This window comes from Microbacterium sp. (assembly GCF_049650565.1).
In the GTDB taxonomy this organism is placed as follows: Bacteria; Actinomycetota; Actinomycetes; order Actinomycetales; family Microbacteriaceae; genus Microbacterium.
This window is the reverse complement of sequence record NZ_JBASAK010000034.1, coordinates 1-13,887: the sequence shown is the minus strand read 5'-3', so window position 1 is coordinate 13,887 and position 13,887 is coordinate 1. Positions and strand designations below refer to the sequence as shown.

Below are 13,887 nucleotides of genomic sequence, written 5' to 3'. Positions count from 1 at the left end.
GTGCATCACGCACCGACGACCGCGTTCCGCACCGTGGATCACTCCGCCGGCGGCATCAGCACCGAGTCGATGAGGTACACCGTCGCGTTGGCCGTGTGCACGCCACCGCAGATGACCTTCGCATCGTTGACCATCATGCTGTCGCCGCTGCCGGTGACCGTGACGTCCTGACCCTCGACGGTCTTGTGGGAGCCCTCGATGCTCGAGGGAGAGAGCTGCCCGGGCACCACGTGGTAGGTGAGGATCTTCGTCAGCGTCGCATCATCCGTCTTCAGGCCGTCGATCGTCGCCGCCGGAATCTTCTTGAACGCGTCATCCACGGGCGCGAAGACGGTGAACTCCGAACCGTTGAGCGTGTCGACGAGATCCACCTTGGGGTTGAGCTTGCCGGAGACCGCGGAGACCAGCGTCGTCAGCAGCGGGTTGTTCGAGGCCGCGACGGCGACCGGATCCTGCGACATCCCCTGGATGGAGCCGGAGCCGTCCGGAACCTGCGATGCGTACGACGCGCATCCCGGGCCGACCAGGTCCGCCGCCGGATCCATCGTCGGAGCCTCCGACGCGGACGATGCCGACGGCTCGGTCTTCGGCGCTGCGCTGTTCCCGGAGTCCATCGAACAGCCGCTGAGAGCAATGGTCGCGCCGATCACCAGCGGGATTGCCAGGTACATCTTCTTGCGGAACATCTCTTCCTCCTCAGGTGCGGCCGGAAGCGTGTGTGCTCCCGGCATCTGACTGCTGTTCGCAGCCGCCCTCGGATCGGATTGGAACGGGTTTCCGCAAACCGCTGGAGCGTCCGCACCGAACACAACCTGACGAAGGAGCTCTCGAATGGAACTTGTCATCATCGGTCTGCTGGGCGGTCTGATCACGGGCATCTCGCCGTGCATACTGCCGGTGCTGCCCGTCATCTTTCTCACCGGCGGCGCGCAGTCAGCCCGCTTCGAGCAGACGTCGGCGCCGCGTTCACGCCCCTACTTCGTCATCCTCGGTCTCGTCACCAGCTTCACGCTGGTCACGCTCGGCGGTTCGCTGATCCTCGGGCTGCTGCACCTGCCGCAGGACATCGTGCGCTGGGTGGGGATCGCCGTGCTGATCCTGATCGGCGTCGGCTTGATCGTCCCCCGCATCGAAGGGCTGCTGGAGAAGCCGTTCCAACGCCTCGCGCGTCGCTCGGAGGTGAAGAACACCGGTCGTGGATACGGCGTGGGACTCGCTCTCGGTGCCGTGTTCGTCCCGTGCGCCGGCCCGGTGCTGGCGGCGATCATCGTCGCAGGCTCCACCGGGCGCATCGATGCCGGAACGGTCCTCCTGACGGTGTCGTTCGCCATCGGGGTATCGGTGCCGCTGCTGGTGTTCGCGCTGGCCGGGCGCGGGCTCGTGGAGCGCATCCGCGCCTTCCGCTCGCACGAGCGGGGTCTGAGGATCACCGCAGGAATCGCGATGATCGCCCTGGCCGTCGCCCTGGCCGTCAACCTGCCGCAGGCGCTGCAGCGGCTGGTGCCCGACTACACCGCTCAGCTTCAGCGTTCGCTCACCGACAACCCCGATGCCCAGAAGGCTCTGCAGCTGGGTGGTCTGGTCAACGACGAGAACAAGGACCTCTCCCAGTGCACGGCCAACGCGGACCAGCTGCAATCGTGCGGCATTGCGCCTTCGCTGAAGGGCATCGACGGCTGGCTGAACACGCCTGACGGCGCGGCAGTCGATCTTGCGGAACAGCGCGGCAAGGTGGTGCTCGTCGACTTCTGGGCCTACTCGTGCATCAACTGTCAGCGCAGCATCCCGCACGTCGTCGCATGGGATCGCGCCTATCGCTCTTTCGGGCTCCGCGTGATCGGGGTGCACTCGCCGGAATACGCGTTCGAGAAGGATGAGAGCAACGTCATCGCCGGGGCGAAGGACTTCGGCATCACCTACCCCGTCGCGCTGGACAACAACCTGGCGACATGGACGAACTACCGGAACCGGTACTGGCCCGCCGACTACCTGGTCGACGCGGACGGCACCGTGCGGCACATCGGCTTCGGGGAGGGAGACTATGCCCAGACTGAGAACATGATCCGCCGGCTGCTGGTCGATGCGAACCCGGGTGTCACGCTCCCGGCCCCCACCGAGGTGGCGGATCTGACGCCGAAGGAGGGGTCCACGACCCCCGAGACGTTCCTCGGCTTCGCCAAGCAGAGGAACTTCGCGGGCGTCGAATATCCCGACGGGAGCTCACGATTCAACCTTCCGAAGAACCAACCCGATGACAGCTTCGCTCTCTCGGGGCCCTGGACGATCGGCTCGCAGCATGCTTCACCGGATGGCGCCACCGCGACGGTGCACCTGAAGTACCACGCCGATACGGTCCGCATGGTGCTCGGCGGATCCGGCACAGTGCAGGTGCGGCAGCCGGGAGAGGCCTGGCGCTCCGTGAAGGTCTCCGGCGTCCCGCGATCGTACGAGGTGGTCAGCGGCACCGGCGGCGGAGCCGGGAACCTGGACGTGCGAGTGACTCCGGGCGTCGACGTCTACTCGTTCACTTTCGGGTAGATGGCAACGGGCAGCGGAGGCGTACGGCATGCTTGTGGATGTGGTTATCGACGGAGCGGACGTGCCCGAGGACGGTACGACGACCGTCGACCTTGCCGGCGAGCTGATCCAGCTGACGGCCGGCGGAGACCAGCAGGCGTTCGCGCGACTGTACGACATGCTCTCTGCGCGTGCGTTCGCTCTCATCCTTCGAGTGCTTGTGGACCGATCCCAGAGCGAGGAGGTCCTTCAGGAGGTGTTCCTGGAGGTCTGGCAAACCGCAGCGCGGTTCGCTCCGAACAGAGGTCAGGGACGTTCGTGGCTGCTGACCATCGCACACCGCAGGGCGGTGGACAGGGTGCGTGCCTCGCAGTCGAGCACGGACCGGGACATCCGGGCAGGTTTCCGGGATCTCGCCTCGGCTCCTGACGGTGTGGCGGATCAGGTGGAGTTGAAGGTCGCATCGGAGCACCTGGCGGGAGCGCTGCGGGTTCTGCCGGATGTGCAGCAGGAGGCGATCGTGCTGGCATACTACGGTGGCTACTCGCAGCGCGAGATCGCCGCTCTCACGAAGACGCCACTGGGAACTGTGAAGACACGGATGCGGGATGGGCTGACCAGGCTTCGCGGGGAGATGAGGTGATGACGATGACACAGGACGAGTTCGCCGAGCTGTCGGCCGCAGCCGCGCTCGGCGCGCTGGACGACGCCGAGATGCGTGCCTTCCGTCGCGCTTGCGCCGAGCATCCCGAGTGGAGGGAGATCGCCGACCTCGACGCCGAGACCGCTGCAGGGCTCGCCGAGTCGATCGACGAGGTGGCGCCGCCCGCCGCGCTCCGCGAGAGCATCCTCGCCCGGATCGAGGCGCTGCCACAGGCCGGTCCGGACGATGAGCGGCCGGATCTGGCAGCGGGCGCAGTGCCTGCACCGAGTCGTCGTCGCCCCCGCGCACGACGCCGGTGGTTCGCGCTCGCCGCATCACTCGTGCTCGCGGCAGGAATCGGAACGGGCGCTGTCGTCGCCATCCAGCATCTTCAGCAGCCGCCGGCGGTCGTCGCACTCAACCGCATCGTCGATGCCCCCGATGCCCAGCAGGCCAGCGCACGCGTGGCCGGCGGCAGCGATGCCACCCTGCACTGGTCGGTGTCCGAGGGTGAGGCCGTGCTGGTCACCCGCGGAATGCCGTCTCTTCCCGCGGGCAGGACATTCGAGCTCTGGTACGTGCGCGGGGCGACCCCGATCCCGGCGGGGACATTCGATGCGAGTGCGGCCTCGACTCTCCTGAAACCGGGGATGCAGCCCGGGGACACGATCGCTGTCACTGTGGAGCGTGCCGGCGGATCTGAGACGGGTCAGCCGACCACGCAGCCGATCCTCGCCATCCCGACCGCCTGAGCGCTGCCCGTCAGCCGGTTGCGCCGGCTACCGACCCGAGGTCTCCCACTCCGCAGGCCCCAGCGAGCCCGCCGGGTACGACTCCATGGGCACGTCGGCGCGGGCCCAGGCATCCCGCACGGGCTGGATGATCCGCCAGCACTGCTCCGCGGCATCCGCCCGCACCGACAGCGTCACGTCGCCGTCGAGGATCTCGCTGAGCACCTCGGTGTAGGCCAGCAGCGTGCCCTTGCCCAGTTTGCTGGAGAGCACGTCGCGGTGCAGCGCGAACGGGTCGTCGCCGCCGTTGACGTTCAGCTCCAGGTCGATCCGGTCGGGGCCCAGCGCGAACCGCAGGATGCCGCCGTCGGCGGGCCTGCCGGTGAGGCCCTCGGGGATGTGCCGGACGGGCTTGAAAGTCACGACGATCTCCGCGCAGCGGTCCTTCATGGCCTTTCCGCTGCGCAGCGTGAACGGCACGCCCGCCCAGCGCGCGGTGTGCACCTCGCAGGTGATCTCGGCCAGGGTCTCCGTGTCGCGCGAGGCATCCACGCCGTCCTCGTCGACGTACGAGGGCACTTCGCGCCCGTCGCTCTTCGTGCCGATGCGTCCTGCGGTGTAGCGCGCACGGCGCGAAGACCGCACCGGGTTGTCGTCCCAGATCCGGGTGGCGCGCAGCGCCGCGGCCATGGCGTCGCGCAGGTCCAGCTCGTCGAGGTCGTGCGGCTGCTCCATGGCCAGCACGGCCAGCACCTGCAGCAGGTGGCTCTGGATCATGTCGATCATGGCGCCGGCCTTGTCGTAGTACCGGGCGCGGTTCTCCAGAGCCAGCGCCTCGTCGTAGCGCACCAGCACGGACTGCACATGGTCGGCCGACCAGACCGGCTCGATCAGGCGATTCGCGAAGCGCACGCCCAGCACGTTCAGCAGCGTCGACCGGCCCAGGAAGTGATCCACGCGGAAGATGCGATCCTCGGGCACCAGCTGCAGCAGCAGGGTGTTCAACTCGCGTGCGCTGCTCTCATCCGAGCCGAACGGCTTCTCCAGCGCCAGCACCGTGTTCTCCGGCAGTTCCACGTCGCGCAGCACCTCGCATGCGGCGACCGCGACCGCCGGCGGCAGGGCGAAGTAGATCACCAGGCGGCCTTCGACGTCCTCCACGAGCGCGGCGAGAGCCGCTTTGTCGGTGACGTCGGCCTTCGAATAGGTGGTGCCCTTCACACGCGCGACCTGGTCTGCGGCATCCGATATGCCGAAGGACGTCCGGACGGTCTGCAGCCACTTCTCCTGACTCCAGTCGTCGGAGCCGGCGCCGCGCAGCGTGAGCCGACGCTCCGGTTGCCGCTCGAGCAGCTGGCCGATCGCGGGGAGCAGCAGCCGGGAGGTGAGATCGCCGGATGCGCCGAGGATGAGAAGGGTGGTCTCGGAAGCCATGAGTTCGACGCTAGTCGCACCACTGATGAAAGCAATGGGCTGGATTCGGCATGCCGTGAGTGCGAGACTCCCGACGTGGCCATGCGCATCGAGGATTACGCACTGCTCAGCGACTGTCGCACGGCAGCCCTGGTGTCGAGGGAGGGCAGTATCGACTGGCTGTGCCTGCCACGACTGGACTCGGCATCCGTCTTCGGCGCGCTGCTGGGGACGGAGAACAGCGGATGCTGGAGCCTGCGCCCCGCGGACGCGGCCGCGGTGCCGACTCGCCGCTACGACGGCGACACGTTCACGCTCGTCACGCGCTGGGAGACACCGACGGGGGTGGCCGAGGTGCGGGACTGGATGCCGGTGATCGACTCCGATGAGGATCGCACCGATGTGATACGGCAGATCCGCGGGCTGTCGGGGACGGTGGAGTTCCGGCAGGAGGTGCGGCTGCGGTTCGACTACGCGCGTGCGCTGCCGTGGGCGCACCAGACCGGAACGGCTGCAGCCCCCGAACTGACGACCGTTGCGGGACCCGATGCCGTGGTGCTGCGCGGCGGGTCGCTGAAGGCGCACGGGCATGCGCACTCCGGCTCGGTGACGGTGGGTGCGGGGGAGGAGGCGGCGCTGACGCTGACGTGGCATCCGTCGTACCGGCCGGCGCCGGCATCCCTCGACGTGGCGGAGGCAGCAGCGCACACCCGCGACTGGTGGCACGACTGGGCGGCCCGGATCGACCACCACGGGCACCACGGCGGCCATCGGCACCACGACGGGGTCGTGCGGCGCTCGCTGCTGATCCTGCGCGCGCTGACCAACCGTGACACCGGTGGCATCGCCGCGGCCGCGACCACCTCGCTGCCGGAGGACTTCGGCGGGGAGCGGAACTGGGACTACCGCTACGTGTGGCTGAGGGATGCCGCGCTCACGCTGGAGGCGCTGCTCGAGCACGGCTTCACCGACTCCGCCGGAGACTGGCGCGACTGGCTGGTGCGCGCGGTGGCCGGCGACCCGGCCGACGTGCAGATCATGTACGGGCTGGCGGGGGAGCGCGACCTGGTCGAGCGCACTCTCGCGCTGCCCGGGTATGAGAACTCGGCGCCGGTGCGCATCGGCAACGGCGCGTCGGATCAGTACCAGGCTGATGTCGTGGGCGAGGTGCTGGTCACGCTGGCCGCCGCCCGCACCGTGGGGCTCGTCGAGTCGCAGCGCTCGTGGGCGGTGGAGCGCGCACTGCTGGGGTATGCCGAGACGCAGCTGGATCGGCCCGACAACGGGCTGTGGGAGATCCGCGGTGAACCGCGGATGTTCACGCACTCGCGGGTGATGATGTGGGCCGCGTTCGATCGCGGCGTGCAGGCAGTGGAGGCGTTCGGCCTTTCCGGGCCTGTCGAGCGCTGGCGTGCGGTGCGGGACCGGCTGCGCGCCGAGATCGACGCGCACGGCGTGCACGATGGGTGCTTCGTGCAGCACTACGAGACGGACGAGGTGGATGCCTCGCTGCTGGTCATCCCACAGGTGGGCTACTGCCTGCCCGATGACCCGCGGATGCTGGCGACGGTCACGCGCATCGAGCGGACCCTCATGCGCGACGGCCTGCTCATGCGGTACCGCACGACCAGCGGGGTGGACGGGTTGAAGGGGGAGGAGCATCCCTTCCTGGCCTGCTCGTTCTGGCTGGTCGAGCAGTACGCGGCTACCGGGCGCGAGGACGAGGCTCACGCGTTGATGGATCGGCTGTGCGGTTTCTGCAACGACGTCGGCATGCTCTCCGAGGAGTACGACCCGGTGACCGGACGTCAGGTGGGCAACACTCCTCAGGCGTTCTCGCACCTGGCGCTTGTGCGCGCGGCCGACGCGCTCGCCGCGGCGCGGCATCGGGTGCGGTGAGGGGCCCCGCCGCCGATTCCCGCTGCCCTGCGGGAGCCGCGTACGGTAGGGTCTCATGAGCTCGCCCGGACGTGTGACGCTGATCGCGTCAGTCGGCGTGCTCTCCGCGCTACTGTTCGCCGCGTCCTTGGCGCTGATGGGAGCATCCGTCGTCCTGGCGCACCTCGGCCGCATCGCTGCTTCCGACATCAGTGCGGCACTGGCGGTGGTTTGCGCGGCAGGTGGCGTGCTGCGGCTGCTCGCCGCGCGGCGTCGTGACTTGGAGGACAACGCGCGCTTGCGGGCCCTGGCTTCACGTCGCGCCGATCAGGTCTCCCTACTCAGCCATGAGATACGCACACCACTGGCGATCATCCAGGGATCGGCTGAGCTGCTCGCGGAGCAGGCGCCGGGTCCCCTCCTGCCCCGCCAGGAGAAGTTCGTCGGGCGCATCATCGACAACGCCGGACGCATGTCGACGCTCGCCGAACAGCTGCTCATGCAGGCCCGGCTGGAATCCGATGCGTTCCGGATGCACCCCGAGCGGGTTGACCTGCGAGCTCTCATACGCAGTGTCGTGCTCGAGCTTCAGCCCATCGTCGAAGTGCCCATCGTGCTGCATGCGCCGGGTGCTCCGGTGAACGCGGATGTCGACGCGCAGCTGATCCGTCAGGTGCTCAACAACCTCATCAGCAATGCCGCACGGTCCGACCCGGGAACCGCGGCGATCGAGGTGCGTCTGGCCGGCGGGGAGGACGATGTGCTCGTCGCTGTCAGCGACGGCGGTTCAGGCATGACCGACGCTCAGCGTGACCAGCTGTTCCGCCGCTTCGCCAGTGGTCGGCCGCTCGGCAACGGCACGGGCATCGGACTCTTCATCTCTCAGCAGCTGGTCGAACTGCATGGAGGGCGCATATTCGTCGATACCATCACGGGGAAGGGCACCACCATGATGTTCACGATTCCTCGGAGGCAGCGCCATGGATGAACCTCTCGTCTTCGTCGTCGACGACGAGCCGGCGATGCTCGATGTGATGACATTCGCGCTGGAGACGCAGGGATTTCGCTGTGAGGTGTTCCGCAGTGCAGAGCCCGCATGGACAGCGCTCAGCAGGCAGCGGCCCGAGCTGGTCGTACTCGATGTGATGCTGCCCGGCATGAGCGGCCTGACGCTGTGCACGCGCATCCGGGCAACCACCGATGTGCCGGTCATGCTCGTGACCGCCAAGGGTGAGCCGGCAGAGCGCATCGCGGGTTTCGAAGCCGATGCCGAGGACTACGTCGTCAAGCCCTTTCACCCGCGCGAACTGGCGCTGCGTGCACAGCGGCTGGTGCGCAGGCGCACGACGACGCAGCAGATACTCACCGAATTCGGGGTGCTCCGCGTCGAGACCGGCACCGACGCCGTGCTCGGCACCGTGCGTATGACTCTCACCGGCAACGAGTACAAGGTGTTGGCGGCGCTGCTGGCTGAGCCGAACGAGACTATCGGTTTCCGTGAACTGCTCATTGCAGGCTGGGGAGAGGCCGACCGGCTCGGCGGGCGCGAGATGATCAAGACCGCTGTCTATCGCCTGCGCCACAAGCTCGACTCGGCCGTGCCGCAGAGCGGGCGCGTGATCGAGAGCGTGCGCGGTAGCGGATATCTGCTGCGCGCCGCAGAGCACTGAACTGCCCTGATCGTTCGGTCACAGGACTGTGACCGAACGTCACCGTGCTGTCACCGATCCGAGGTGTCCCTCTTCGTATCGTGAAGTGAGCAATCCCCCTCTGCACGCCGGGCGTGCGGACACGTCGCTGCACGCCCCGCGTGCGAACAAAGGAGTTCCGTCCATGAAACGTCCTGCCATCGCTGCCGCCGCCGCACTCGGCGTCACTGCAACGCTGCTCGCCGGTTGCACACCGGCCCCCACTTCTGCGGCCGGGGGTGACGATGCCCTCAATGAGAAGGAACTGACCTTCATCTGCAGCCCACAGGAGGACTGGTGCCAGGCGCTGTCGGCCGCGTTCACACAGGAGACCGGCATCGCAGCCAACTACGTGCGTCTCAGTGGTGGTGAGGCCGTCGCGCGCCTGTCCGCCGCCGGCGAGACTCCGGAGTTCGACGCATGGTTCGGCGGTGGTGCGGAGGGGCACATCGCTGCCGACGAGCAGGGATTCATCGAGAAGTACGTCTCCGACAACGCGGCCCAGATCCCTGACGAGTACAAGGAGGCCGACGGCACCTGGACCGGGATCTATGCAGGCGCCCTCAGCTTCTGCTCGAACACCGATGTGCTCGACCGCATCGGTGCCGATGCGCCCGAATCGTGGAACGACCTGCTCGATGCGAAGTTCAAGAAGAACATCGCGATGGCGCACCCGGGAACCTCGGGCACCGCGTACCAGGCGCTGTGGACGCAGGCTGAGCTCAACAACGGTTCACAGGATGACGCGCTGAAGTACTTCGGCAAGCTGCACAGCAACATCCTGCAGTACTCCAAGAGCGGGTCGGCGCCGGGCCAGATGGCCGGCCGCGGCGAGGTCGCGACCGGCATCATCTTCGCGCAGGACTGCCAGAAGTTCATCAACGAGGGATTCACCAACCTGAAGACCACCTTCCCCAAGGAGGGCATGACGTACGAGGTCGGCGCGGTCTCGCTGATCAAGAACGCCAAGCACCCCAACGCGGCGAAGAAGTTCATCGACTGGGCGCTCACGGCAAAGGCCCAGAACATCGGGGCGACGGTCGGCACCTACTCGGTTCCCACCAACCCGGATGCCACGATCACCGACGACATGGTCGACCTGTCGGCCCTGAAGCTGATCCACGCGGACATCAAGGAGCAGGGCGACGCGCGGGTGGAGTTCACCTCGCGCTTCGACGCCGAGGTCGCACCGGCTCCGAAGGAATGACGCGGTAGCACCTCGCTCCACGTCGACGACATGATCAAGAACGGGCTCCCATGACACTCACCCTCGACCAGGCCGCGCCGTCGGCCGACCGGCTGCTGACCGTGCGCCGCAGGAAGAGCGATCGCAGCGTCGTGCTCCTGGTGACGATCGTCAGCCTCGTGCTGGTGATGATCGTCGGCTACCCTCTCATCACGTTGCTGGGTGCCGCGGGTTCCGACAAGGGACTCGCGGTGCTCGGCGCCGTGTTCACGAACCCCACCAACCAGCGCATCGTCTGGAACACGCTCATCCTCGGATTGTGCGTCGGTGTGCTGGGTACCCTCGTCGGGTTCCTCTTCGCGTTCGCGCAGGTGCGGCTGCAGTTCCGTGGCAAGCGGGTGCTGAACCTGTTCGCACTGATCCCGATCGTCGCACCCCCGTTCGCAGTTGCGACTGCAGTCATCACGCTGTTCGGCCGCAATGGGTCGATCACGAACGGGATCTTCGGCTGGCAGGCCGACATCTACGGGCTGCCCGGCCTGGTGATCGTGTTGACGCTGTCGTTCTTCCCTGTCGCCTACATGAACATCAAGGGCATGCTCGAGAGCCTCGATCCCTCTCTCGATGAGGCGGCCGCGGGGCTGGGCGCGAGCAAACTGCGCGTCTTCTTCTCGGTGACGCTGCCGATGATCGTTCCCGGGCTCGCAGGATCCTTCCTGCTGCTCTTCGTGGAGGGCATTGCCGACCTCGCTAATCCGCTCGTCATCGGCGGGGACTTCACCGTGCTTTCCAGCCGTGCGTACCTCGCCGTCACCGGCGAGTACAACACCGGTGCGGGAGCCGCCTACTCGCTAGTGATTCTGCTGCCCGCCGTGCTGGTGTTCCTCGTGCAGCGCTACTGGGTCTCGCGCAAGAGCGTCGTCAGCGTCACCGGCAAGCCGACAGGCTCGACGGAGCTGATCACGGCAGCCAGCATCCGGGTTCCCGTCCTGACCATCGTCGGTGTCATCTCGACCGTTGTCATCGTCGTATACGCGACAGTGCTGATCGGAGGCTTCGTCAAGGTTCCTGGCGTCAACAACGAGTTCACTCTCGATCACTTCCGCTTCGTGCTGGCGGGTCTCGGGTCGAAGGCCATGATCGACACCACGACGCTCGCGCTGGTCGCCGCACCGGTCGCGGGAATCTTGGGCATGCTCATCGCGTGGCTCGTCGTGCGCAAGCTGAAGCGGGCGGCAGGGCTGATGGACTTCGCCGGGATGCTGGGGCTCGCCGTTCCCGGAACAGTGCTGGGCATCGGCTACGCAGTGGCCTACATGAGTCCGACCACTCTGTTCGGGATCCCTCTGCTCCCTCCGCTGGCCGGTGGATCAGCGGCTCTCGCGGGCAGCATCGCCATCGTGATGGTCTACATTGCACGATCGCTGCCGTCCGGCCAGCGGGCCGGCGTCTCAGCGCTCCAGCAGGTGCATCCGGCAATCGAGGAAGCCTCGACATCGCTCGGTGCAGGCGGCGCGACGACTTTCACCAAAGTGACGCTGCCGCTGATCCAGTCGGCGCTGATCGCTGGCGTCACCTTCGCCTTCGCCCGGTCGATGACGACGCTCTCGCCGATCATCTTCCTCACCACTCCCGGCACGAAGATCATGACCTCACAGATCCTCGCCGAAGTCGACTCGGGTCGCTTCGGCAACGCATTCGCCTACTGCACCGTGCTCATCGCGATCGTCCTGTTCGTGATTCTCATCATCAACGTCCTCATCAGAAAGGTGGTCTTCCGTGGCCGCACTCACCAGCGCTGAGAACACCGCAGCGATCAGCCTCGGCGATGATCTCGCGGAGTTCAGCAGCGAGGAGCCTACTGGACGCATCACGCTCGTCGGGCTCACCAAGAGGTATCCGGGCCAGGCGGACGACGTCGCCGCCGTCGACAGCATCGATCTCGAGATCGGCGCCGGCGAGTTCGTGACGCTACTGGGCCCGTCTGGATGCGGGAAGACCTCGACCCTGCGGATGATCGCGGGCTTCGAGGAGCCCACCGCCGGCACCGTTCAACTGGACGACGCAGTGGTGAACCACATGCCGCCGAACAAGCGGCCGATGTCGATGGTCTTCCAATCGTACGCGCTGTTCCCGCATCTGTCGGTGCGAGACAACGTGGCGTACGGCCTCAAGCTCAAGCACACCCCAACGGCTCGACTGAGCGAAGAGGTCGACACGGTGCTGGCGATCATGAACCTCACCCAGTACGCCGATCGCGCGCCGCACCAGCTCTCCGGTGGTCAGCAGCAGCGCGTGGCGCTGGCTCGGGCACTGGTCATGCGTCCGAAGGTGCTGCTCTTCGATGAGCCGCTGTCGAACCTCGACGCGAAGCTGCGCGTGCAGATGCGCAACGAGATCCGCCGGCTGCAGCGCCGGCTGGGCATCACCAGCATTTTCGTCACGCACGATCAGGACGAGGCCATGACGCTGTCTGATCGGGTCGTGGTGATGAATCGAGGTCACATCGAGCAGATCGCGGCACCGGAGGTCGTCTACCGGCGCCCCGCTTCGGTGTTCGTCGCAGATTTCATCGGTCGCGCGAACTTCCTGGACGCCGGAGTCGTGGGCGGCCCGAGCGACGGCATGGTTCGCGTGCACGCACTCGGCCGCCGCATCGATGTTCCGTGCCACCCCGACGTCACCGCCGACAGCGAGGTGCTGCTGATGGTGCGACCGGAGTCGGTCCGGTTGGAGCGAGCAGATCCGGCGGCGGACGCGGCAGTGGACGTGAGGGATGATCATGGCCGGGTGCTCAGCGTGATGTTCCACGGCGACACGGTCGAATACGACATCGAGACCGATGCGGGCACCATCGTCGCGTCAGTCTCGGATCCGACCGTGGACAGCATCTTCAAGCCGATGGACCTGGTGCGGGTGATCGTGCCCAGCGACCGCGGCTGGGTGCTTTCGCGGGAGGGACTCAGCGACTGAGCCTCAGGCGCTGAGGATGACTGTCTGGTCGATCGGGCGGCGCACACGCGGTGCGGTCTCGCGCTGGGCGAGCGGCTCGGGCAGTGCGTCGATGTCGCCCAGCTCGCCGAGAGCCAGCACGGTCATCGGCGCGAAGCGCTCTTCCAGGCCCGCCAGCTCGCGGATCTGCTCGGGCACGAAGCCGCTCATCTGGTGTACGACCAGGCCGTCGTGATGCGCCTGCACTGACAGGTGCGCCATGGACTGGCCCAGATCGTACACGGCGTGCGTGATGGGGGTGCCGTCCTCGCGGGAGGTCTCCGCGACCGCGACGATCAGCACGGCTGCGTTCCCCGCCCACGCCTGGTTGAAGCCCATCAGCGCGGCGTGGATGCCGTGGTGCAGGGCACTGCCTCGGCGGGCGACGATGAACCGCCAGGGCTGCGAGTTGTTCGCGCTCGGCGACCAGCGCGCGGCCTCGAGGGCGGAGGAGAGCTTGTCCTCGTCGATCGCAGTGTTCGCATCGAATGCCCGCGGGCTCCAGCGATCTGCCAGCACGTCCAGCACGGGGAACTCGGTCTGAGCGGTGCGGTCGAGGACGGGTGAACCCATGCGATGAGGCCTTTCGGAAGGTGATGGATACCGGCGGACCTCATCGTCCTCTACGCGCAACAATCTATGCGGGCGAATATTCCGTCGGATCCCCTCGACAGGCTCAGGGATCCACTCGGGTCGCTGAGCCTGCCGAAGCGTCAGCCGCGCAGCGCCTCCCTGAGCTTGACGCGGCTGCCCATCCGCAGCAGCGAGTTCTCGTAGATCTTCGCGCCCACCAGGATCGCGCCGACGCAGCTGACCAGCAGGATGACCAGCGAGAGCAGC

At 67.1% G+C, this 13,887-nt stretch carries 12 protein-coding genes and 1 pseudogene; 9 read left to right on the top strand and 4 right to left on the bottom strand.

Annotation, left to right across the window (positions count from 1 at the left end):
- Nucleotides 1-38 precede the first annotated feature (38 nt).
- Nucleotides 39-686 carry a fasciclin domain-containing protein gene (locus WA967_RS06070; RefSeq protein WP_424420081.1) on the bottom strand — a complete coding sequence of 216 codons (648 nt, stop codon included), beginning with the start codon at nucleotides 684-686 and terminating at the stop codon, nucleotides 39-41.
- Between the two features lie 145 nt (nucleotides 687-831).
- Here WA967_RS06070 and WA967_RS06065 point away from each other — a divergent pair, with 145 nt between their 5' ends.
- Genes WA967_RS06065 through WA967_RS06055 form a run of 3 tightly spaced genes read left to right on the top strand, consistent with a single transcriptional unit; the run spans nucleotide 832 to nucleotide 3,912 of the window.
- Complete coding sequence (locus tag WA967_RS06065; protein WP_424420079.1) at nucleotides 832-2,538, top strand: cytochrome c biogenesis protein CcdA; 1,707 nt, start codon at nucleotides 832-834, stop codon at nucleotides 2,536-2,538.
- A gap of 28 nt (nucleotides 2,539-2,566) precedes the next feature.
- Nucleotides 2,567-3,160: an ECF RNA polymerase sigma factor SigK gene (gene sigK, locus WA967_RS06060; RefSeq protein ID WP_424420077.1), complete on the top strand. Its 594-nt coding sequence runs from the start codon at nucleotides 2,567-2,569 to the stop codon at nucleotides 3,158-3,160.
- A 5-nt stretch (nucleotides 3,161-3,165) separates the two neighbouring features.
- A complete protein-coding gene (locus WA967_RS06055; protein WP_424420075.1) occupies nucleotides 3,166-3,912 on the top strand; it encodes an anti-sigma factor in 747 nt (248 codons plus the stop codon).
- Between the two features lie 27 nt (nucleotides 3,913-3,939).
- On the opposite strand, the gene WA967_RS06050 is transcribed toward WA967_RS06055, so the two are convergent.
- Nucleotides 3,940-5,325 carry a glucose-6-phosphate dehydrogenase gene (locus WA967_RS06050; RefSeq protein ID WP_424420073.1) on the bottom strand — a complete coding sequence of 462 codons (1,386 nt, stop codon included), beginning with the start codon at nucleotides 5,323-5,325 and terminating at the stop codon, nucleotides 3,940-3,942.
- Nucleotides 5,326-5,406: 81 nt separating this feature from the next.
- On the opposite strand from WA967_RS06050, the gene WA967_RS06045 reads away from it, so the two are divergent.
- The 6 genes from WA967_RS06045 (at nucleotide 5,407) to WA967_RS06020 (ending at nucleotide 13,029) form a co-directional block, all read left to right on the top strand.
- The gene (locus tag WA967_RS06045) at nucleotides 5,407-7,203 is read left to right on the top strand and encodes a glycoside hydrolase family 15 protein (RefSeq protein WP_424420083.1); all 1,797 of its coding nucleotides are present in this window, start codon (nucleotides 5,407-5,409) and stop codon (nucleotides 7,201-7,203) included.
- A 55-nt stretch (nucleotides 7,204-7,258) separates the two neighbouring features.
- Entirely contained in the window at nucleotides 7,259-8,170 is a 912-nt protein-coding gene (locus tag WA967_RS06040; RefSeq protein WP_424420071.1) for a sensor histidine kinase, read from the top strand.
- Nucleotides 8,163-8,852, top strand: coding sequence for a response regulator transcription factor (locus tag WA967_RS06035; RefSeq protein ID WP_424420069.1), 690 nt, complete (start codon nucleotides 8,163-8,165; stop codon nucleotides 8,850-8,852). The genes WA967_RS06040 and WA967_RS06035 overlap by 8 nt, the downstream gene beginning before the upstream one ends.
- Nucleotides 8,853-9,015: 163 nt before the next feature.
- Entirely contained in the window at nucleotides 9,016-10,077 is a 1,062-nt protein-coding gene (locus WA967_RS06030; protein WP_424420067.1) for an ABC transporter substrate-binding protein, read from the top strand.
- Nucleotides 10,078-10,127: 50 nt separating this feature from the next.
- Nucleotides 10,128-11,858 carry an ABC transporter permease gene (locus WA967_RS06025; protein WP_424420065.1) on the top strand — a complete coding sequence of 577 codons (1,731 nt, stop codon included), beginning with the start codon at nucleotides 10,128-10,130 and terminating at the stop codon, nucleotides 11,856-11,858.
- A complete protein-coding gene (locus WA967_RS06020; RefSeq protein ID WP_424420063.1) occupies nucleotides 11,836-13,029 on the top strand; it encodes an ABC transporter ATP-binding protein in 1,194 nt (397 codons plus the stop codon). The genes WA967_RS06025 and WA967_RS06020 overlap by 23 nt, the downstream gene beginning before the upstream one ends.
- A 3-nt stretch (nucleotides 13,030-13,032) precedes the next feature.
- On the opposite strand, the gene WA967_RS06015 is transcribed toward WA967_RS06020, so the two are convergent.
- Nucleotides 13,033-13,620 (bottom strand): nitroreductase family protein, encoded by a 588-nt coding sequence (locus WA967_RS06015; protein WP_424420061.1) that lies wholly within the window; start codon nucleotides 13,618-13,620, stop codon nucleotides 13,033-13,035.
- A 140-nt stretch (nucleotides 13,621-13,760) separates the two neighbouring features.
- Nucleotides 13,761-13,887, bottom strand: a pseudogene (locus WA967_RS06010) (ABC transporter permease); the annotation flags it as partial.

Bases quoted from the DNA above. Each gene is read 5' to 3' on its own strand.
- WA967_RS06070 (WP_424420081.1), bottom strand. From the start codon at position 686: ATGTTCCGCAAGAAGATGTACCTGGCAATCCCGCTGGTGATCGGCGCG.
- WA967_RS06065 (WP_424420079.1), top strand. From the start codon at position 832: ATGGAACTTGTCATCATCGGTCTGCTGGGCGGTCTGATCACGGGCATC.
- sigK (WP_424420077.1), top strand. From the start codon at position 2,567: ATGCTTGTGGATGTGGTTATCGACGGAGCGGACGTGCCCGAGGACGGT.
- WA967_RS06055 (WP_424420075.1), top strand. From the start codon at position 3,166: ATGACACAGGACGAGTTCGCCGAGCTGTCGGCCGCAGCCGCGCTCGGC.
- WA967_RS06050 (WP_424420073.1), bottom strand. From the start codon at position 5,325: ATGGCTTCCGAGACCACCCTTCTCATCCTCGGCGCATCCGGCGATCTC.
- WA967_RS06045 (WP_424420083.1), top strand. From the start codon at position 5,407: ATGCGCATCGAGGATTACGCACTGCTCAGCGACTGTCGCACGGCAGCC.
- WA967_RS06040 (WP_424420071.1), top strand. From the start codon at position 7,259: ATGAGCTCGCCCGGACGTGTGACGCTGATCGCGTCAGTCGGCGTGCTC.
- WA967_RS06035 (WP_424420069.1), top strand. From the start codon at position 8,163: ATGGATGAACCTCTCGTCTTCGTCGTCGACGACGAGCCGGCGATGCTC.
- WA967_RS06030 (WP_424420067.1), top strand. From the start codon at position 9,016: ATGAAACGTCCTGCCATCGCTGCCGCCGCCGCACTCGGCGTCACTGCA.
- WA967_RS06025 (WP_424420065.1), top strand. From the start codon at position 10,128: ATGACACTCACCCTCGACCAGGCCGCGCCGTCGGCCGACCGGCTGCTG.
- WA967_RS06015 (WP_424420061.1), bottom strand. From the start codon at position 13,620: ATGGGTTCACCCGTCCTCGACCGCACCGCTCAGACCGAGTTCCCCGTG.